13 protein-coding genes are annotated in these 17,779 nt (G+C 63.4%); 5 read left to right on the plus strand and 8 right to left on the minus strand.

The window, feature by feature from the left end:
• Positions 1 to 53: 53 nt before the first annotated feature.
• The 4 genes from BJ6T_RS34105 to BJ6T_RS34120 all read left to right on the plus strand — a co-directional run bounded on the left by BJ6T_RS34105 (position 54) and on the right by BJ6T_RS34120 (position 4,808).
• On the plus strand, positions 54 to 1,202 hold the full coding sequence (locus tag BJ6T_RS34105) for an amidohydrolase (protein WP_014497140.1): 1,149 nt from the start codon (positions 54 to 56) through the stop codon (positions 1,200 to 1,202).
• Between the two features lie 294 nt (positions 1,203 to 1,496).
• Positions 1,497 to 2,924, plus strand: coding sequence for a sodium:solute symporter family protein (locus BJ6T_RS34110; RefSeq protein WP_014497141.1), 1,428 nt, complete (start codon positions 1,497 to 1,499; stop codon positions 2,922 to 2,924).
• Positions 2,921 to 4,126, plus strand: a complete 1,206-nt coding sequence (locus BJ6T_RS34115; RefSeq protein ID WP_014497142.1) for a sialidase family protein — start codon at positions 2,921 to 2,923, stop codon at positions 4,124 to 4,126. The genes BJ6T_RS34110 and BJ6T_RS34115 overlap by 4 nt, the downstream gene beginning before the upstream one ends.
• A 4-nt stretch (positions 4,127 to 4,130) precedes the next feature.
• Positions 4,131 to 4,808 carry an SDR family NAD(P)-dependent oxidoreductase gene (locus BJ6T_RS34120; RefSeq protein ID WP_014497143.1) on the plus strand — a complete coding sequence of 226 codons (678 nt, stop codon included), beginning with the start codon at positions 4,131 to 4,133 and terminating at the stop codon, positions 4,806 to 4,808.
• Positions 4,809 to 4,820: 12 nt separating this feature from the next.
• On the opposite strand, the gene BJ6T_RS34125 is transcribed toward BJ6T_RS34120, so the two are convergent.
• From BJ6T_RS34125 to BJ6T_RS34150, 6 genes are all read right to left on the minus strand, one after another.
• Positions 4,821 to 6,476, minus strand: coding sequence for a CopD family protein (locus BJ6T_RS34125; protein ID WP_014497144.1), 1,656 nt, complete (start codon positions 6,474 to 6,476; stop codon positions 4,821 to 4,823).
• Positions 6,477 to 6,486: 10 nt separating this feature from the next.
• Positions 6,487 to 6,717: a copper resistance CopC family protein gene (locus BJ6T_RS34130; RefSeq protein ID WP_014497145.1), complete on the minus strand. Its 231-nt coding sequence runs from the start codon at positions 6,715 to 6,717 to the stop codon at positions 6,487 to 6,489.
• Between the two features lie 462 nt (positions 6,718 to 7,179).
• On the minus strand, positions 7,180 to 8,112 hold the full coding sequence (locus BJ6T_RS34135; RefSeq protein WP_014497146.1) for a dihydrodipicolinate synthase family protein: 933 nt from the start codon (positions 8,110 to 8,112) through the stop codon (positions 7,180 to 7,182).
• A gap of 93 nt (positions 8,113 to 8,205) precedes the next feature.
• Entirely contained in the window at positions 8,206 to 9,564 is a 1,359-nt protein-coding gene (locus BJ6T_RS34140; protein WP_014497147.1) for an ABC transporter substrate-binding protein, read from the minus strand.
• Between the two features lie 212 nt (positions 9,565 to 9,776).
• Positions 9,777 to 10,832, minus strand: coding sequence for a LacI family DNA-binding transcriptional regulator (locus BJ6T_RS34145; RefSeq protein WP_225894997.1), 1,056 nt, complete (start codon positions 10,830 to 10,832; stop codon positions 9,777 to 9,779).
• A 104-nt stretch (positions 10,833 to 10,936) separates the two neighbouring features.
• Complete coding sequence (locus BJ6T_RS34150) at positions 10,937 to 12,124, minus strand: CaiB/BaiF CoA transferase family protein (RefSeq protein ID WP_028169777.1); 1,188 nt, start codon at positions 12,122 to 12,124, stop codon at positions 10,937 to 10,939.
• A gap of 249 nt (positions 12,125 to 12,373) precedes the next feature.
• On the opposite strand from BJ6T_RS34150, the gene BJ6T_RS34155 reads away from it, so the two are divergent.
• Positions 12,374 to 13,261 (plus strand): hypothetical protein, encoded by an 888-nt coding sequence (locus BJ6T_RS34155; protein ID WP_014497150.1) that lies wholly within the window; start codon positions 12,374 to 12,376, stop codon positions 13,259 to 13,261.
• A gap of 543 nt (positions 13,262 to 13,804) precedes the next feature.
• Here BJ6T_RS34155 and BJ6T_RS34160 read toward each other — a convergent pair.
• Both BJ6T_RS34160 and BJ6T_RS34165 read right to left on the minus strand, forming a co-directional pair.
• Positions 13,805 to 15,823: a pentapeptide repeat-containing protein gene (locus tag BJ6T_RS34160; RefSeq protein ID WP_014497151.1), complete on the minus strand. Its 2,019-nt coding sequence runs from the start codon at positions 15,821 to 15,823 to the stop codon at positions 13,805 to 13,807.
• A complete protein-coding gene (locus BJ6T_RS34165; protein WP_014497152.1) occupies positions 15,820 to 17,751 on the minus strand; it encodes an effector-associated domain EAD1-containing protein in 1,932 nt (643 codons plus the stop codon). The genes BJ6T_RS34160 and BJ6T_RS34165 overlap by 4 nt, the downstream gene beginning before the upstream one ends.
• Between the last annotated feature and the right edge of the window lie 28 nt (positions 17,752 to 17,779).

Below are 17,779 nucleotides of genomic sequence, written 5' to 3' on the forward strand. Positions count from 1 at the left end.
GCGGATAATCGGTTATGGTGGCGATAGCCGCCACAATCCGAGAGACACCAACCTTGACACCCGAGCTGCACGAGAAACTGACCCAGTGGCGCCGGCATCTGCATGCGCATCCGGAACTGGGCCTCCACGAGAAGGCCACCTCTGCCTTCGTGCAGGAGAAGCTCACCGAGCTCGGCATTCCCTTCGAGGCGGGCATCGGCGGCCACGGCGTCGTTGCGACGCTGACGCGGGGGGCGGCGCAGGGCCGCGTCGGCCTGCGCGCCGACATGGATGCGCTGCCGATCACCGAGGACACCGGCCTGCCCTACGCCTCGACGACATCAGGCGTGATGCATGCCTGCGGCCATGACGGGCATACCGCCTCGCTGCTCGGCGCGGCCGCGCTGCTGGTGGCCGACACCAGCTGGAGCGGCACCGTCGATTTCATCTTCCAGCCGGCCGAGGAAGGACTTGGCGGCGCGCGCGCGATGGTCGGCGCGGGCCTGTTCGACCGCTTTCCGATGACGCGGGTGTTCGGCTTCCACAACTGGCCGGGGCTCGCAGCCGGCACAATCGCGGTCCACGACGGCGTCGTGATGGCCTCCGGCGGACGCGTCAGCATCACCATCGAGGGCCATGCCGGACATGCCGGCATGCCGCATCTGACCCGCGATCCCGTGATGGCGGCGGGACACCTGATCGTGGCGTTGCAATCGGTCGTGTCGCGCAGCATCGATCCGCTCGACACCGCCGTGCTCTCGCTGTGCACGCTCGAAGGCGGCACGGCGCGCAACCAGATCGCGGGACGCGTCACCATCGGCGGCACGCTGCGTTATCATCGCGATGCGGTGAAGGACGTCATCCTGGCGCGGATCGAACAGATCTGCGCAGGCATTGCAACGACCTTCGGCGTCAAGGTCACGCCCGAAATCGTCATGGGCGTCGGCGTGGTGGTCAACACGCCGGCCGAGGCGGGCCTGGCGCGCCTCGCCGCGGAGAGGGTGCAGACCGAGGTGCGACGCGATCTCGCGCCGAGCATGGCCGGCGAGGATTTTGCCTTCTATCTCAAGCAGTGCCCCGGCGCCTTCGCCTGGATCGGCAACGGTGAATTGCGCGACGGCGCCGAGCTGCACGGCCCGCGCTACGATTTCAACGACGCGATTCTGCCGGTCGCCTCCAGCTGGATGGCCGAGGTCGCCAAGGCGGCGCTGAAGTCGAACTGACCCCGAAAACGGCAGGGCCCCGGATTCCCTGCGCATGACGTTGGCCCTGCGCCGTCCGTCCCGCCGCACTGTCCCACCGCCAATTTTTCTCTGGCCTGCAACCCTTTGAACTTTCAGCGGCGATGACTGCCCGCGCGTGCGCGTTGCAGCGCCGCACCGTCGCGCGCGCTTGACGCGGGCCGTGCGGGCAGGAATAATGAAATTAAAGAACAATTGTTCGCATTCCGAACAACCTGCAGCGGGATCAAGCGGGCTCACAACGCCGCATCCGCGTCACCAGAGGAAACGTCATCGATGCAAGCCATCCTCAACGGCGACAGCACGCTCATCGTCGCAATGATCGTCGCCTACATCGCCTTCACGTCCTGGCTCACGCTCAAACTGCGCAGCAGGACCAGCGATCAGTTCATGACGGGCGCACGCGCGATGCCGGCGGTGGTCGTCGGCGTGCTGATGATGTCCGAATTCGTCGGCGCCAAATCGACCGTCGGCACGGCCCAGGAAGCGTTCCAGTCGGGCATGGCGGCGGGGTGGGCCGTGCTCGGCGCCTCGATCGGCTTCCTGCTGTTCGGGCTCCTGATGGTGAAGAAGCTCTACAGTTCCGGCGAATACACCATCTCGGCGGCGATCGCGCAGAAATACGGCAAGTCGACCATGCTCACGGTGTCGGTGATCATGATCTACGCGCTGCTGCTCGTGAACGTCGGCAACTACGTGAGCGGCGCGGCCGCGATCGCCACCGCACTGCATGTCAGCATGCCCGTTGCGATGTGCATCATCGCCGTGGTCAGCACCTTCTACTACGTGTTTGGTGGACTGAAGGGCGTCGCGTGGGTGACGATCCTGCACAGCGCCATCAAGGTCGTCGGTATCGTCATCATATTTTCGGTTGCGATGTCGCTGACCGGCGGCATCGCGCCGATCCAGGCCAAGCTGCCCGCCTATTACTTCAGCTGGGACGGCAAGATCGGCTTTGCGACCATTTTCGCCTGGACCTTCGGCACCGTCGGCGCGATCTTCTCGACCCAGTTCATCGTGCAGGCGATCTCCTCGACGCCGAGCGCCGACGACGCGCGCAGGGCCACCTTCTATGCGGCGGCGTTCTGCCTGCCGCTCGGATTCCTGCTCGCCCTGATCGGCGTCGCGGCGAAATTCCTCTATCCCGACATGAACAGCCTCTACGCGCTGCCGGTGTTCTTGGAGAAGATGCCGCCGCTGGCCTCCGCTTTCGTGACGACTTCGCTCGTCGCCTCGATCTTCGTCAGCGTCTGCACGGTTGCGCTCGCGATCGCCTCGCTGGTGGTGCGCGACTTCTACGTCCCCTACTGGAAACCGACGCCCGAGCGGGAGCTGAAGATGACCCGCCTGTTCTCGGTGGCGATCGGCATCGCGCCGCTGGTCTTCGTCTTCTTCATTCCGGAAATCCTCAAGCTGTCGTTCTTCACGCGGGCGCTGCGCCTGTCGATCACCATCATCGCGATGATGGGATTCTATCTGCCGCTGTTTGCCAGCAACCGCGGCGCCACCGCGGGCCTGATCGGCGCGGCGATCTCGACGACGGCCTGGTACATGCTCGGCAACCCCTTCGGCATCGACAACATGTATGTCGCGGCCGCGACGCCGCTGGTGGTGATGGCGGTCGAGCGCCTGGTGATGGGCCGCGCTCCGGCCGCCGCCACGACGCCGCAGCCAAATGCATTGATGGAAAGGACTTCGACATGATCACCGATACCGAGATCGTGACCACCGACGTCGGGATCGACGCCGATGGCGTCGTTCGCCCGACCGCCGGCGATCCCGACCGGTCCGACGCTTTCATTCCCTCGCCTTGCGTGCAGAACCACGCCGCCAATCTGATGCCGCTCGCGAACGGCGATCTGGCCTGCGTCTGGTTCGGCGGCACGCAGGAGGGCATGTCGGACATCTCGGTCTATTTTTCGCGCCTCGCGCGCGGCGCGACACAGTGGTCTCCCGCCGAAAAGCTGTCCGACGACAGCGGACGTTCGGAGCAGAACCCGGTGCTGTTTCCCGCACCTGACGGCACGCTGTGGCTGATGTGGACGGCGCAGCTGGCAGGCAACCAGGACACCGCGCTGATCCGCCGCCGCCTCTCCCGCGACAACGGCAAGAGCTGGGGCCCGATCGAGACGCTGTTTCCCGAGCAGCGCGGCCGCGGCACCTTCATCCGGCAGCCGATCGTCGCGCTCGACAATGGCGACTGGCTGCTGCCGGTGTTCTATTGCCACAGCACGCCGGGACGGAAATGGAACGGCGACGAGGACACCAGCGCGGTGAAGATCTCGTCCGATTCCGGCGCGACCTGGCGCGACGTCGATGTCCCCGGCAGCCGCGGCTGCGTGCATATGTGCATCGCGCGGCTCGACGACAGCTCGCTGATTGCCCTCTACCGCAGCCGCTGGGCGGACACCATCTATCAGAGCCGCTCCACCGATCACGGCCGCACCTGGTCGGCGCCGGTCCAGACCGTGCTGCCGAACAACAACTCCTCGATCCAGGTCACGCGGCTTGGCAACGGTCATCTCGCGCTCGTCTTCAACGACTCCAGCGCCAGGGATGCGACCGGGCGCCGCCTCTCGCTCTATGACGAGATCGAGGACGATTTGCCGCCCGTGCTCGCCGGCGACGGCAAAAGAACGGATGAACGCACCGCGTTCTGGGGCGCGCCGCGGGCGCCGATGACGCTGGCCGTTTCCGCCGACGGCGGGCGGACGTGGAGCAAGCGCAATGTCGAGACCGGTGACGGCTATTGCATGACCAACAATTCGCGCGATCAGACCAATCGCGAACTGTCCTACCCTTCGGTCAAGGAGACCGCCGACGGGGCGATCCACATGGCCTTCACCTTCCATCGCCGCGCGATCAAATATGTGCGCGTGACCGAGCCATGGGTGAAGCGGGGCTGAGATCATGGAGAAGAGGCACGCACTGGTCACCGGCGCCAGTTCAGGGATTGGCGCTGCCATCGTCGAGCGCCTGCTCCGCGATGGCTGGCGCGTCACCGGCATCAGCCGCCGTCCCGCGCCATTCGACCATCCGGCCTTCGATCACCTCTCGCTCGATCTCGCAGAGGTCGGTGGCATCGCGAACGCCGTCGCCGGCATCGCGCCGACCGCGCTCGTTCACGCGGCCGGCATGCTCAAGGTCGGCGGCCTCGGATCGCTCGACCATGACGACGGCACCACGATGTGGCGGCTGCATGTCGATGTCGCTGCGCGTCTCGCCGACGCGCTGGCGCCGCACTTGCAGAATGGAGGACGCATCGTCCTCATCGGCAGCCGAACCGCGTCGGGCGCAGCCGGCCGCAGTCAATATGCCGCGACCAAGGCGGCGCTGGTGGCGCTCGCGCGATCCTGGGCCATCGAGCTCGCGCCGCGCGGCGTCACGGTCAACGTCGTTGCGCCCGCCGCAACCGAGACACCGATGCTGAAAGACCCGACGCGCGCCAATGTCGCGCCAAGACTGCCGCCGATCGGCCGCTTCATTCGCCCGGAGGAAGTCGCGCACGCGGTAGCGTTCCTGCTTTCGCCAGAGGCTGCGACCATCACCGGACAGCAGCTCGTCATCTGCGGCGGCAGCTCGCTCTGAGCCCGCGCGCCGTCAGGCTTCGCGGTATTCCAGCAGGATCAGCCCGACCAGGACGAAGGCGATGGGCCAGATCCAGGCCGCGGCCTGACGGACGCGGCCGTCCATGCGCAATTCGAGCCAGCGCGCCCATCCTGCCGTGACGCCGCACAGCGCCAGCGGCGTGTGACTCATCTCGATGAGGAGCTGGTCCTTGATGTTGGCGATCGAGTGGGAATGCGTCAGCAGCAGCGCCCCGCCGAGCGCCGTCGTCAGCGGGAATACCAGCGCCGCCGGCCCGGCCTTGCCGCCGCGCAGGCGCACGCGCCACTCGAAAATGCCGAACACGGCGATCAGCAGCACGAAGATGCGATGCTGCGCCACTTCCGGATCGCGCAGTGATTCGAAGAAGCCCGCCGGCCCGAGCGGCCAGGCCTGCTCGTCGGCGCGAAAGAACAGGAAAGCCGCCATGCCGAGAAACAGCAGCGGCCAGTGTTTCGCCCATCGCCCCCAGCGAAAATGCTCGATCAGCGCGAGCAGTCCGATCAGCACCACGAAGATGCCGGCCCAATGGTGGTTGTACTCGGACCAGGCGATGTCTTCGGCATTGCGCGGCAGGATCGTGCCCTCGCCGGGAACGTAGGCGGCTTGCGCATTCGCGCGCCCGGCGTCCGCCAGGGTGATTTTGGCCTGGAGCTGCGCGACGGTGAGCTTGTCGTAATCAGGGCTGGTCAGGCGCGGCGGCCATTGCGGCGTGGCGCGCTCGACGATTTCGTGCCAGTTCAGGCGATCCTGCGCGAGATCGACGCCCGGCGGCAGCGAGGTCAGCGACGCGGCGGCGAGCAGGACGGTGAGACCGATGCCGATCTCGACCTCGGCGAAGCGTTTCAGCCGCAGGATCGGCGTAGAGGGATCGCGCCGCAGCCGCTCGACGAGGAAGTAATTGCCTGCTCCGAGCGCCAGCAGCATCAGCAGCAGGCCGACTTTCGCCAGCGTCATGACACCATAGGCGGTGCCGTAGATCGCTTCGATCGAGCCGATATAGGTCACCGCCATCGTCAGGCCGCCGGCGAGGATCGCGGCGACCGCGGCCATCGACATCAGCGAATAGCGCCGCGCGATGCGGCGCCAGTCGCCAGAATCCTCGCAGCCGCTGAGCGCGATCAGGAAATAGGGCAGTCCGCCGATCCAGACGCTCGCGCCCAGCATGTGGCCGGCATCGGACAACAGCAGCGGCCAGCGGACGTCCGGCCGGCTGGCCGCGTGAGTCAGCCGGGTCTGCATCGCGAGAGCCAGCACGGCAAGTGCGACAAGGCCGATCGAACGCACGCCTTGCGCGGGATTCTTCGCAAGGACAGCGATGCCGAAGGCGCAGGCTGCGATGACGAGGTCGGCCCGGCCGAAATCGGCACCGAGCGCTTCGCTCCACGCGACCTGGAGCGTCCCGACCAGCGCGGCCGCGTTGAGCGCCAGCGAGGCGATGGTGAGGAGCGCCCATGCCAGCGCGCTGATCCTGAGGACCGCCCGGCACCGCAACTCGATCGTCAGGCCGCCGCTCGTGAGCTGCGGCCGTAGCGGCGCCCACAGCAGCATCCAGAACACCAGACCGCCGAGCGTGAAGGACTGCGCGATGAGAATCAGGCCCCGCAGGACGACCGAGAGATAACCGAAGATGTCGAGGAGCAGATACAAGGGTGCGGCGTCAGCGAACGTTGAACGGAATGTCGCCGCGCGTGATGTGCCCGTCGACGCTCAACACCTGCCAGCGCAGGCGCCACGCACCGCTCGACAGATGCGCCGCATCGGCATTGAGCTCGTCAACGGGCGCATCGGCGGCCGGCGTCACCGCTTGCGACACACCGTTCGGCGCGAACAAGGTCAGCTTGGAGCGGGCATGATCGATCCGGCTGTTGAAGTGCAGGCGGATCGACACCGCATCGCCGGATACGATCGCCCCCGCCGCTGGCGCGGACGATACGATGATGGCGTGAGCCGAGGCCGCGTGCGGCCGACAAGACACGACAGGACAAAGGCAGAGATCGCGATTCTGAAGGACGCGCCCATGGTGCTCGCTCGCAACCGGCAACTCTCACCTCACCCGCCGCTCGCGGCGTGTGAATGATGTGCGAACGTATGTTGGAACCGATTGCACGTCCACAAGGGCGCGCGAGATCTGAATCCGGCCGCCGTGCACGGAATGGCGTCGTCTGTTGCTCCTGCGACACACCGGGAAATGCCGCGCGAGCCGGGACAGATCAGCTGGTTGGGCGGGAGCAACTTCAGCCAGATGAATGCCTCTCCCAGGCGCCTGAAATTGCTCCGGAAAACGGAGCGCCCGATCGGATCAGCCGCCGCTCGGCGAGCGCGCTCACAAAATCGAGAGCGGCAGCGGCGATCAGCGCGCGGCCGCGATCCTGGCGCGGAAGATCTGTTCTCCCTGCATGATCTTGTCGAGCAAAGCATCGAGCGCCCAGAAGCGCTCACGGATGTCGAAATCGATGGTCCGGCTGTGGGCGCAGGCGAACGTGCCGAGCCTCTGATGGTACAGCTTGGCCAGCTTGGGATATCCCATCGGCTCGGCCATCGCCGCGAGCGCGAGATAGACGGAGAGATCGTCCGCCAGCGCCGGATGCCGCGCGCTGTCGGTCAACAGCCATTTGTAGAGGTCGGGATGGAAGTTCGTGAACACGCCGGTGAAGCCGGCGGATCCGCTTCTGATGGCGTCGAAGGCGATCGCCGCATTGGCATTGACGATGGCGAGCGAGGAGTTTTTCGTCAGCGCCACGCGACGCTTCACGGTCTCGAGGTCGCAGGACACGTCCTTGAGGATCGCGAAGCGTTCGCTCTCAGCGCAGAACGCCAGCTCGTCGTCGGACATCAGCCGCCGGAACGGCGCGGGACATTCGTAGAGGCCGAGCGGAAGATCGGCGGGCAGAGCATCGAGCAGATGGCGCAGATGATCCATGAAGACCGCGCCGCCCTGTCCCTTCGGATCGAACCGGTTCGTCACCAGCACCAATCCGTCCACGCCGGTCGCGGCGATGGCGGTCAGCTCGCTCACTTGATCGTCGCGGGATTCACTGACGTGGCCTGACGCGATGACGGGCACCCGGCCCGCCGCCTGCCGCACGACGAAACGCGCCAGCGCGACGCGCTCCTCGAGGCTCAAAAACTGCATCTCGCTCGACTGGGCCACGGCGAACAGCGCATCCGCGCCATTGGCGATGTACCATTCGACGAGGTTTTCGAGGCCCGCATAGTCGATCGCGTCGGCTTCGGTGAACGGCGTCAGCATCACCGGAATGATGCCCTTGATGGTTGCGGTCACAAATCGGCTCCCAAGACGTTGAATTCGGTGACAGGCAGGAGCCTGCCGCTCACGCGTCTTGCGGCGCGTGAGCGTGGCTGTTCAGGCTGGCGGTCAGTTGCCGGCCACTTCCTTGATGCGCGCGATCATGTCGTCGACGGCCTTGTCGACCGGCACCTTGTTGGTGACGATGGCGTTCACGGCCTTCATCCAGACGTTCTCGTTGTTGAGGGTGGTGAACTTGTAGTTCTTGCTCATCTCGTAGCCGCCGACACCGGCGAAGAACTGGTCGCGCACGGCGCGGCGATGAACGTCGCCGTCCCAGAAGGCGGACTTCTGCGCGGCCGTCTTGACCGGGAACCAGCGGCCGAGCGCGCCTTCGACATAGGGCTGGAGGTTCTCGTCGCGCAGTAGGAACGAGACGAACTCCTTGGCGCGGTCCTTGTTCTTGGCCTGCTCGAAGATCAAGCCGACCACCACGGAGGCGCGGGTGTGGACTGGCGTGCCATCCGGCTTGTTGGGCCAGACCATGGTGCGGATGCGGTCGTAATAGTTCTTCTTGGCTTCATCGCGCTGCTCGGCGGTGAGCGTCTCGTTGCCGGCATCGTCGAGCCATTTGCCGGGCAGCGAAACCGTCGAATTGTGCGTCATGATCGTCGTCTTGTTGTGGAAGGCGACGTTGTTGTCGGGGTCCTTCCAGCTCGTCGCCGATTGCGGCGTGCAGCCTTTCGCGGCGATCTCGACATAGTCCGTCATGGCCGCGACGAGACCAGCCTTCACCTTGGGATCGTCGACCAGGAGCTTGCCGTTGTCGTCGACGAGCACGACGTTGTAGGCGTCCATGAACACCAGGAACGAGATGAAGCTGTCGGTGGCGTCGACGCCCATCGGATGGCCGATGCCGTAGATGCGCTTGCCGGACGCCTTGCGCACCGCCGGTTGCGCCTTGTCACACCAGAACGACCAATAGCCCTTCCAGTCCTTCGGGATGTCGGTCTCCTTGAGACCTCCCTCCTCCAGCATGTCCTTCCAGTAATGCAGATGCAGCGTCGCCTGCTTCAGCGGGAAGGCGTAATAGGCCTTCGCCTTGGTCTTGTCGTTGTACAGCATGACCGTTTCGAGCGACTGCGGGGAGAACTCGCCCTTGATCGGTGCGAGCACTGAGCCGAGATCGACCAGCTTGCCCTCGGAAGCCCACTTGCCGGCGCCCTGGAAATGGTAGGTGTCCGCATAGGTGACGTCGGGCGGACTGCCGGCATCGAGCGCCGCCACCAGCTTCGGCATCATGTCCTGCGTCGCGTATTGCGACAGCTCGACCTTGACCCCGGTCTTGGCCTCGAACTTCTTGATGACGGCGAGCAGCGCGTCTTCCTCGGCCTTGTAGTAGCCCTTGTTCCACCAGACGACGAGCTTCTCCTCGGCGGCCGCAGGGCTCGCCGTTCCCATCACCGGCAGGAGCAGCGAAACCGCCATTGAACAGTTTCTGGCCCACCGCAAAACGCTATTCCGCATTGTCGTTTCCTCTCCGTCTCATCCGGCGAGGGGCCCGCCGGTTGCTCTCATGGCGTTTAAAACGCGCTCATGTAAGCGCTTACATATCAGGAGTCAAGCCGCCCTTTGAGAAGGAAGCAGCCCTCTTGGCGGGACGATACGCGCGATCGAAGAGACGACCGCTCTCTGCGGGATCAGGCGCCCCTGGCGTGACCTGCGCTGTCGCGGATTTTCAGAACAGGCACGACTTCGCGGGACTGCGCCTGCGCTTGCCGGCCCGCGATCACGGCGAGGAGCTCGTTGGCCGCCAGGACACCGATCTCCTGATTGTCGACCTTCATCGTCGTGAGCCTGGGAGAAAAGCGCGATGAAATCGCAAGATCATCGAAGCCGGTGATCGAAAAATCCCCGGGCGCGTCCAGGCCGCATTCCCGCGCGGCCATCAACGCACCGAGCGCCAGATTGTCGTTGCCGCAAACGATCGCGGTCGGCCGAACGTCGACGGCTTGCGTCATCAATCCGGCAAAGCTGGCGGCGCCGAACTCCAGCGTCGAGGGACCCATCATCAGATATTGCGCCGCGATTTCCAAACCCGCGGCCGCGAGCGCTTCGCTGACGCCACGAAGCCTGTCCTTGACGCGGTCGTTGTTGGTGTCGGGCTGGAAGATGGCAGCAAACCGCCGATGGCCCAGCGACAGCAGATGCTCCGTCATGCGGCTGAACGCGGCGCGGTTGTCAAAGCCGATGCACGGATGCGGAGACAGCTTGTTGTAGGAGTACGTCACCACATAGGGAATGCCGCGCGAGTTGAGCGCGTCAAAAAGCTCGGCGGGATGATTTTCACCGACCACGGCAATTGCTTCCACACCGCGCGCAAGCATCGCTTCGGCCTGCCGCAAGCCCTCGTCCGGATCATAGTTCGAGCAGCCCAGGAACAGCGTGAAGCCGCGTTCGCTGAAGACGGTCTGCATGCCGCCGATCTGGTGGGCGAAGATTTCGTCGTCCAGGGTCGGGATGATGGCGCCGGCGATATGCGTCCGGCGCGAGGCCAGCGCGCGTCCGGCAGCATTGGGAATCCAGTTCAGCGCGCGTGCGGCGTCCTTGACCCGCTGCCTGACCTCTTCGGACACCTTGTCGGGCTCGTTGAAGGCGCGCGAGACGGTCGCGGTCGAGACATTGGCCTTGCGGGCGACCTCCTCGAGCTTGACGCGGCCGCTGCCTCCACGCGCTCTCTTTGAACCTGCCACCATTCCCGCCATTTCGGTCGAACGCCTGATCGATCAATACCTTGCCATGGTATTGACGACCACCGGAGTCCTCAACGAAAATCTCCCGGCGAGGACGCGCGCGCTTCCTAGACGATCCCGCCCTGCCGAAGCGCCGCGATCGCAGCCACGTCGTAGCCAAGCTCCGTCAGGACGAGGTCGGTGTGCTCGCCGAGCGTCGGCGGACGCGATGCGATCTCGCCTGGCGTTTCCGACAGCCGGACGGCAGCGCGGGCGACGGGAGCGCGTTTCGGCAGGCCGGGATACTCGACATCCTGCATGAAGCCGGCGGCGCGAATATGCGGATGGTCCAGCGCCTGTTGCGGGCTGAGGACGGGCCCGGTCGGAATCATGGCCTTGCCCAGAGTGTCGACAGCCTCCTGCGTGGTGCGCTCTGCGCACCAGCGCGCCATCCGCGCGCTGATGACGGGGCCGTTGTTGCCGCGGCTGATGTCGTCGGCAAAGCGGGGATCGCTCAGCCACTGGTCCTCCTCACCCATCAGCTTCGCCCAGCGTTTGAACAGCGGATGCCCCGTGACCTGGCACAGCACCCAGCCGTCCTTTGTGCGGTAGATGTCGGCCGGCGCTGCGGTCTGACCGAGATTGCCGGTCGGAACACGGTTGACGTTGATGACCGCCTGCTCGATCAGCGTGGCATTGGTGAAGGACAGCGCGGTGGCGAGCAGCGCGCCCTCGACGATCTGCCCGCGTCCGGATTTGCCGCGCTCGATCAGGGCTGCGAGCGTCCCGAACGCGCAATGCAGCGCCGTGCCGAAATCGACCCAGTTCACCGCGGCCCGATACGGCGGGTCGCCGGCACCGGTCATGTACACCGAGCCCGACATGACTTGGCCGACGCCATCGAAGCCGACGCGGTCGGACCATGGCCCCGGCCCGCCGAACGCGGTGGCGGTCGTCAGGATGATGTCGGGCTTGATCGCCTTCAAGGAGTCGTAGTCGAGCTTCATCGCTCGCAGGGTCTGCGGCGGCAGATTGGCGACGACGACGTCCGCGGTCGCGATCAGGCGGCGCATCACCTCCTGCCCTTCCGGCTTCATCGGATCGAGCGTAATGCACTTCTTGTTGCGGTTGACCTGAAGAAACAGCGCGCCTTCGCCGCCCTCGCCGACCGGCGCCACGAAGCGATCCTCGCTGCCGTCGCGCTTTTCCACGCGGATGACCTCGGCGCCGAATTCGGCCAGCAAGGTCGCGCAATAGGGCCCTGCGATATAGCGCCCGAAATCGAGGACGCGCACGCCCTCCAAAACTCCTCCCATCGATCCCTTCCCATATTCATATGTTCTCGTCAGATTACAGGGACTGGCTGCCACGGCAAGGCGGCAGAGGACATCATGCCCCTGCCCCAAATGCCCCTGCCCCCAAGATGTGATCGGTGAACAGTTTCGGCTGGCGGAAATTCTGCGCTACAGTCTTATTCTGACGCGTTTTCTTTAGGCGAAGCGGTGTCCACTTCGCTTGAGAACGCTCTAGTATTGCCCCGTCCGTCCCCCAGCCAGAGCACATCCATGCCGCAACAATTCGATCGATCCGCAGAAGATCTCGGCAACGCCATCCATTTCGAGCACGTCAACATCCAGGTCCCCGACCAGCGCCTCGCCACGCTGTTCTACGTGACCGGGCTTGGACTGACCCGCGATCCCTACCTGATGGTTTCCGACACCAACATGTGGATCAATGCCGGGCGGAGCCAGTTTCATTTGCCGAGCGGCAGGCCGCAGTTGCTGCGCGGCCGTGTCGGGCTGGTCATCGAGGGCCGCGAGGCGCTGCTGGCGCGGCTCGCGTCAGTCGCGAAGAAGCTCGAGGGCACGGCGTTCGCATTCGCCGAGCACAACGATCATGTCGAGGCGATCTGTCCGTGGGGCAACCGACTGCGCTGCTATGAGCCGGACGCCGCGCGCTTCGGGCGCATCGCGCTCGGCATTCCCTATGTCGAGTTCGACGTGCCGGAAGGCACCACGAAGGCGATTTGCGCCTTCTACCCCGAGATCATGGGCATGCCCGCAAGCTTGCGAAACGGCGACGGCCGCGTCGCCGTCGTGAAGACCGGCCGCGACCAGCATCTGTTGTTCCGCGAGACCGATCGGCCCCAGGGCGACTACGACGGCCACCACGTGCAGATGTACATCACCGACTTCTCCGGCCCCTACCGCAAACTCTTGGCGCGCGACCTGATCTCGCGCGAGGACAATCAGTACCAGTACCGCTTCTGCGACATTGTCGATCTCGACAGCGGCAGGCATCTCTTCACGGTCGAGCACGAGGTCCGCAGCGCTACCCATCCGATGTTCATGCGGCCGATGGTCAATCGCAATCCGGCGATCAACAACCGCAACTACGCATTCGGCCACGATCAGTCGCTCTGGGCGATGGGGCTGGATCAATACGAGGGATAGGGAGCCGCAAGGATTGCGCTCGGCGGCGGCAACGCCGGTACGACTGGATTCCCGGCACGCGCAAGCTTCCGGGCATTTCCCACGAACGGCGTTCGGTCACGACCTGCGAACCCGTAGGTACTTGTCGCGGCGCATGATCGAGCGCCGCCCGCATCACTGGCACACCAGAACAGAGCCCAACAACAACCGTCAGCGGCAAGAACCACAGTTGGCGGCGGCTGGCATCGCCACGAAGGTTGCTCCCACGCCCAATCCGAGCATCGCCACCAGTGCAATTCGTAGGACTAAAATCCGGGTCATCTTAAATTCCTCACGCGCTACGTCTTAAAGTAGCATGTTACAACAGGTGCGCCGTGCGCGCAAATTCAGCCCGTCCTCTGTTCGGCTGGCAGATCGCAAGCTTTCCTGTAAGAGGCGCTATTTGCTGGGCTTTTGGGCCAGTTGGCGGGATTCTCACGTCGCCGTCGACCGGCCGCCACGCCCTTCAAGATCAGGCGAGCGCGTATTCCTCCGCACTCGGGAGGTCGACAATCGAAGTCCAGTCTAGTTGGGAGAGTTGAGCGTCGCACAGCGGGTGACCAGACCAGCAGTCGTTCGGTTGATCGTTGCCGTCGAATTCACAACCTCTTTCTTGAAAGTGCCCGTGAAGTGCTTGTTGAGAAGAAGCAACTCGTGGGTCGGCTCGTATTCTTTCTCTGGAAGGGCTTTTTGCAATTGCGCTATCGCTTCTTCGTCCTGCCCCAGGACGTGCAAAGCCACCGCATATCGGAAAATCACTTCGGCATCGTCGAGTGTTTCGGCAGCAGATTTCAGCAGGGCGAGCGCCCTTGTGAAATTACTCTTCTCTTCCGCGTCGTCTTTCGCCGGCTTCTGCATAAGAATGTAGGCGAGAGTATCCGCCGTACTGGCGCCGCGTATCTTCAGATAAGGTTCGTCTCTGGCCCGCGCATAATAATCCATTGCGGCGGTGGCTGCGGCTTCGGCTTCTCCGTCGCCTATCAGTCCGTAGGTGGCCAACGTCCATGCCCTCCGGTTGTTGAGACTAGCTAGCCGCTCCAATTTATCTTCCTCATCGAGGCCCATCTTCTCATAGACAGTCCGAGCGAAATTGATCCCATCCAAAATGGATTTGAGACCGTCGTTTTGACCTATGTCCTTCCGAGGATATCTTTTCTCAAGAAGGTCGATTTCTTCAAAGCCCCATCCTTTGGCCTGCCACCAGGGCGCTTCGGCAAAGATTGGAATATTGTCGTTCCAAAACTTCATGCGCTTGAATGAAGCGCCCGCGATGTCGGCGCCGGAAAAATCTACTTGTTTACACAGGTAGACGCCGTCGAAATTGGCCTGATCAAGTTTGGCGTTCCTGAAATTGATGTTTTCGAGGACGGAACCTTCGAATGAAGCCGAGGACAGCGTGGCTCTCTCGAAAACCACATTTCTCAGTTTCGATTCCCTGAATTGAGCACCGGCCGCCGCGATTCCATGCAAGTCCTTTTTTAACGGCTCCGCGAGCCTGAGGCCTCGTGCTTCCAATTGCTGGTGATAGGTGGCCAGCCATCGTATGTCGTCGGCTTTCCGTTCATCCGGAATGTTCTTGTCCTTGATTTCCTGAACGACCGACTTAAATTTTAGGGGGACGTACAGTTTTTCATAAGCCGGCGTGCTGGCCAGAGCAATCACGCCGATGACGATTGCAACCGCCAACGCCACACTCGCCTTTATGATGTTCCACCGGCTGCTTGCATTGATGAAGTCCGTTTCCCATTGCTTGAGATTGCCGTATTCACGGAACCGGCGGATAAGGCGCCAGTCAAGCAAGGCTCCGGTTGAACGGTTGCTGCCGATCCAACTCAAGGCCAAATCACTCAGGTTCTTGCGCTTGTCGATCTCCTTGGCTAGCCAGCCCCATCGGCGCGACAAGGCCAGATACTGAAGCGAGAGCTCCTCGCCTTCTTTCGTTGGTCTTCCTACGAGAATGCCGGCGTCTTTCAGACCATCGAGCAGCTCGTCGACCTGACCCTTCTTGCCGAATTTATTCAGCTCTTCGCGGCGCGCCGGCCTTGAACTTATCTCCTGATCGTGATCCGGAAAGCGGAGCACGCCAAGCAAGACACGCCGCACGAGGTCCGTCTGCTTTGCGGACAGCCCTCGGATGAAAGCATCTCCGCGTTCAGCGGCGGCATCGACCACGGCCGGATTGAAAGGTTCCAGCTGATTGTCGGGGCGATCCTGGTATTCCGGATCTCGCTGCGAATGGACCACCGACGAATCGCCGCTTTTGGATGCAGGCCCCCGCGCAAGGCTGCTGAGCTGCAGCTGGGTGAAAGTGCTGGCAACCCAGTAGTCGACCAGTCCCTGGGCCTCCCGTCGGTCGGCCAACGTATCGAGCACGGCGCCAGTTGCGATCGCGCGAGAGATAAACTCCTCGATTTGCATCGAGCCTGCCTCTGTAAGCGAGCCGCTGCGTTCGCTTGTCGGCAAGTTGTCAAACAGGTACTCGTGGGCACGCCGCAGCGCGTCCATCGAGGGATACGGCTCATGATGCTGGTTGGCGGTTGTCATCGCGTCAATGCTCCAAGCAGGCGGTTGAGCGACGGCGCCAATTGCACGATCTTCTCCGACATCGCTTTGACCGACTCATCGAGTCTATAGAACCGGTCGTTGCAAGAGCCGGAAAAGGCAAGCAACGCGATCTTACCCTGCGCTCGCTCGGTCGGATCCGGCTGCGCGTTTGGCGTCGCCCCGATCCACTTGTTCAGGCGCTCCAACAGTCTCTTCGACCAGAGCGCTTCTGGATACATGCCGCACAACGCGCGCAGCCGTTTTTCGAACACAGGCCACCCAAAGATCTTTCCTTGTGGCTGATGCCGGATTGAATTCCTCGCGCCTTCGACTTCGGTGCTGACGGCCTGCCATGCGAAATGCTCCTTGATCAGACCGGCAACGCAGATGCGAATCGTGCCTATCGCCGCGGCACCGTTCGCCAGATCTTGCGAATCCGCCGGGTTGGGATCTGTCACGCAGATCACTTCGTCAATCATGCTCGTCAGGGCAAGGAGGCCAAGCTTTCCGGCCGCTTCTGCCAGGGAGCGGTTGATCTGCGGAGCCGCTGTCGTCACCGCCGATCGCAGCGTCGTATAGACCTGACCGCGGTCGTCCATGCTTGCGGCCGGAACGGCGACCTCGAGCATTTCCTCGCTGCGCGCCTTGAGCGCGTTGATCCAGCCCATCTCCGCCTGTTCGGTATCCAGTCCGCGAATCCTCTCCTCGGCATCCTGGGCATAATCGCGGATCTCTTCCGCAAAGCGCTCAAGCGACGCATTGGCCCTGACATCGGCCGCAGGTAAGCGGAGAGCCAGGTCGATCGCCTCGAGCTTGAACTGCAAATTGTGCAGAATGTTATGAAGCGCCTTGTATTGTTCGACGACATGAACTTGCTGCAGTATGATCTGCACGTCGCCACGATAGCTGTTCGCGATGGCGTTCGCCGGCGCACTCGTCCGGACCAGGGCCGATAGCAGCTCAAGCGCTCGTATAGCCTTGAAAATCAACCCGCCGATATCAAGGGGGTTCAGCACATCGGGAGCGTACTTCCTGCAAAGCTCTCGCAAGTCGTTGTTCGCCGGGCGCGATCTCAGGGTCGCATTCAGAAGCGCTTCCATTGGGCCGGCTCCCTGCTGATTGGCCCATGTCAAAAGATATGTAACGATGGTCTCGAACTGCTGATCCGGATTGGTGACCTGGTCCAGATCGAGACCCAGTGAGTATTTTACGATCGTTCCGAGCGCATTATCCTCAGCGGAGAATTCCTTTACATAAATGGGTACGAGCTCCCTCACCTGATCGTCCAGGAGAACCGTCTGCACTGTCGGCATCTCCTGAACCGACAGCACCGGATCGAGATCGGCGAAGAACTTCGCCGGACAGGCATAGACGACACCGCCGATGGTGCGATCTTCCTCGCCCAGCGCAAATCGCATCAGGCCAACGACAACGTCCCGCATCAGCACCGGACCGCCGGACAATCCTCGAGCGTCGCCACCGATCCCGCCGGCCAGTTGTTTGCTGTAGAGCTGAATCGCCGGCCCGCCGTAAAGTTCGCCGGCATGATTGGTCACGTCACCGCTGACGGTAAGTCCATCCGCTGGCTGCATGTTTGCATAGCCGTAAGTCTCCCACTCTCCGCCCGAACGATGCAGCGCGCGTAGCGCCAGCGGCGTGTGTGCCGCCGGGGGCGGCGGATCGGTGCAGCGGAGCAGCATGCAGTCGGCAATCCGATCCCACTTGACCGGGGTAGCCACGGTCGCATGGCCGGGGAATTGCAGATTGATGTCCTGATAGAACACCGGGTCTTCCTGGTCACGATCGGCGACGTTGTGCAGAGCCGTCGCCACAAGGTCGTGCGCGACGAGAAAAGCCGTTCCGCGAACCCTCCCCGCCGGACTCGTCGCGGTAACTTCGGCGATCACCGCTCGCGTGAACTCATCCATGCCGCCTTCCGCAGTCCATGCTCACAAT

The sequence above is a fragment of the Bradyrhizobium japonicum USDA 6 genome (genome assembly GCF_000284375.1).
Lineage (GTDB): Bacteria > Pseudomonadota > Alphaproteobacteria > Rhizobiales > Xanthobacteraceae > Bradyrhizobium > Bradyrhizobium japonicum.

Excerpts from the sequence above, each read along its gene's own strand:
- BJ6T_RS34110 (WP_014497141.1), top strand. The coding sequence starts at position 1,497 with ATGCAAGCCATCCTCAACGGCGACAGCACGCTCATCGTCGCAATGATC.
- BJ6T_RS34115 (WP_014497142.1), top strand. The coding sequence starts at position 2,921 with ATGATCACCGATACCGAGATCGTGACCACCGACGTCGGGATCGACGCC.
- BJ6T_RS34120 (WP_014497143.1), top strand. The coding sequence starts at position 4,131 with ATGGAGAAGAGGCACGCACTGGTCACCGGCGCCAGTTCAGGGATTGGC.
- BJ6T_RS34140 (WP_014497147.1), bottom strand. The coding sequence starts at position 9,564 with ATGGCGGTTTCGCTGCTCCTGCCGGTGATGGGAACGGCGAGCCCTGCG.
- BJ6T_RS34145 (WP_225894997.1), bottom strand. The coding sequence starts at position 10,832 with ATGGTGGCAGGTTCAAAGAGAGCGCGTGGAGGCAGCGGCCGCGTCAAG.
- BJ6T_RS34150 (WP_028169777.1), bottom strand. The coding sequence starts at position 12,124 with ATGGGAGGAGTTTTGGAGGGCGTGCGCGTCCTCGATTTCGGGCGCTAT.
- BJ6T_RS34155 (WP_014497150.1), top strand. The coding sequence starts at position 12,374 with ATGCCGCAACAATTCGATCGATCCGCAGAAGATCTCGGCAACGCCATC.
- BJ6T_RS34160 (WP_014497151.1), bottom strand. The coding sequence starts at position 15,823 with ATGACAACCGCCAACCAGCATCATGAGCCGTATCCCTCGATGGACGCG.
- BJ6T_RS34165 (WP_014497152.1), bottom strand. The coding sequence starts at position 17,751 with ATGGATGAGTTCACGCGAGCGGTGATCGCCGAAGTTACCGCGACGAGT.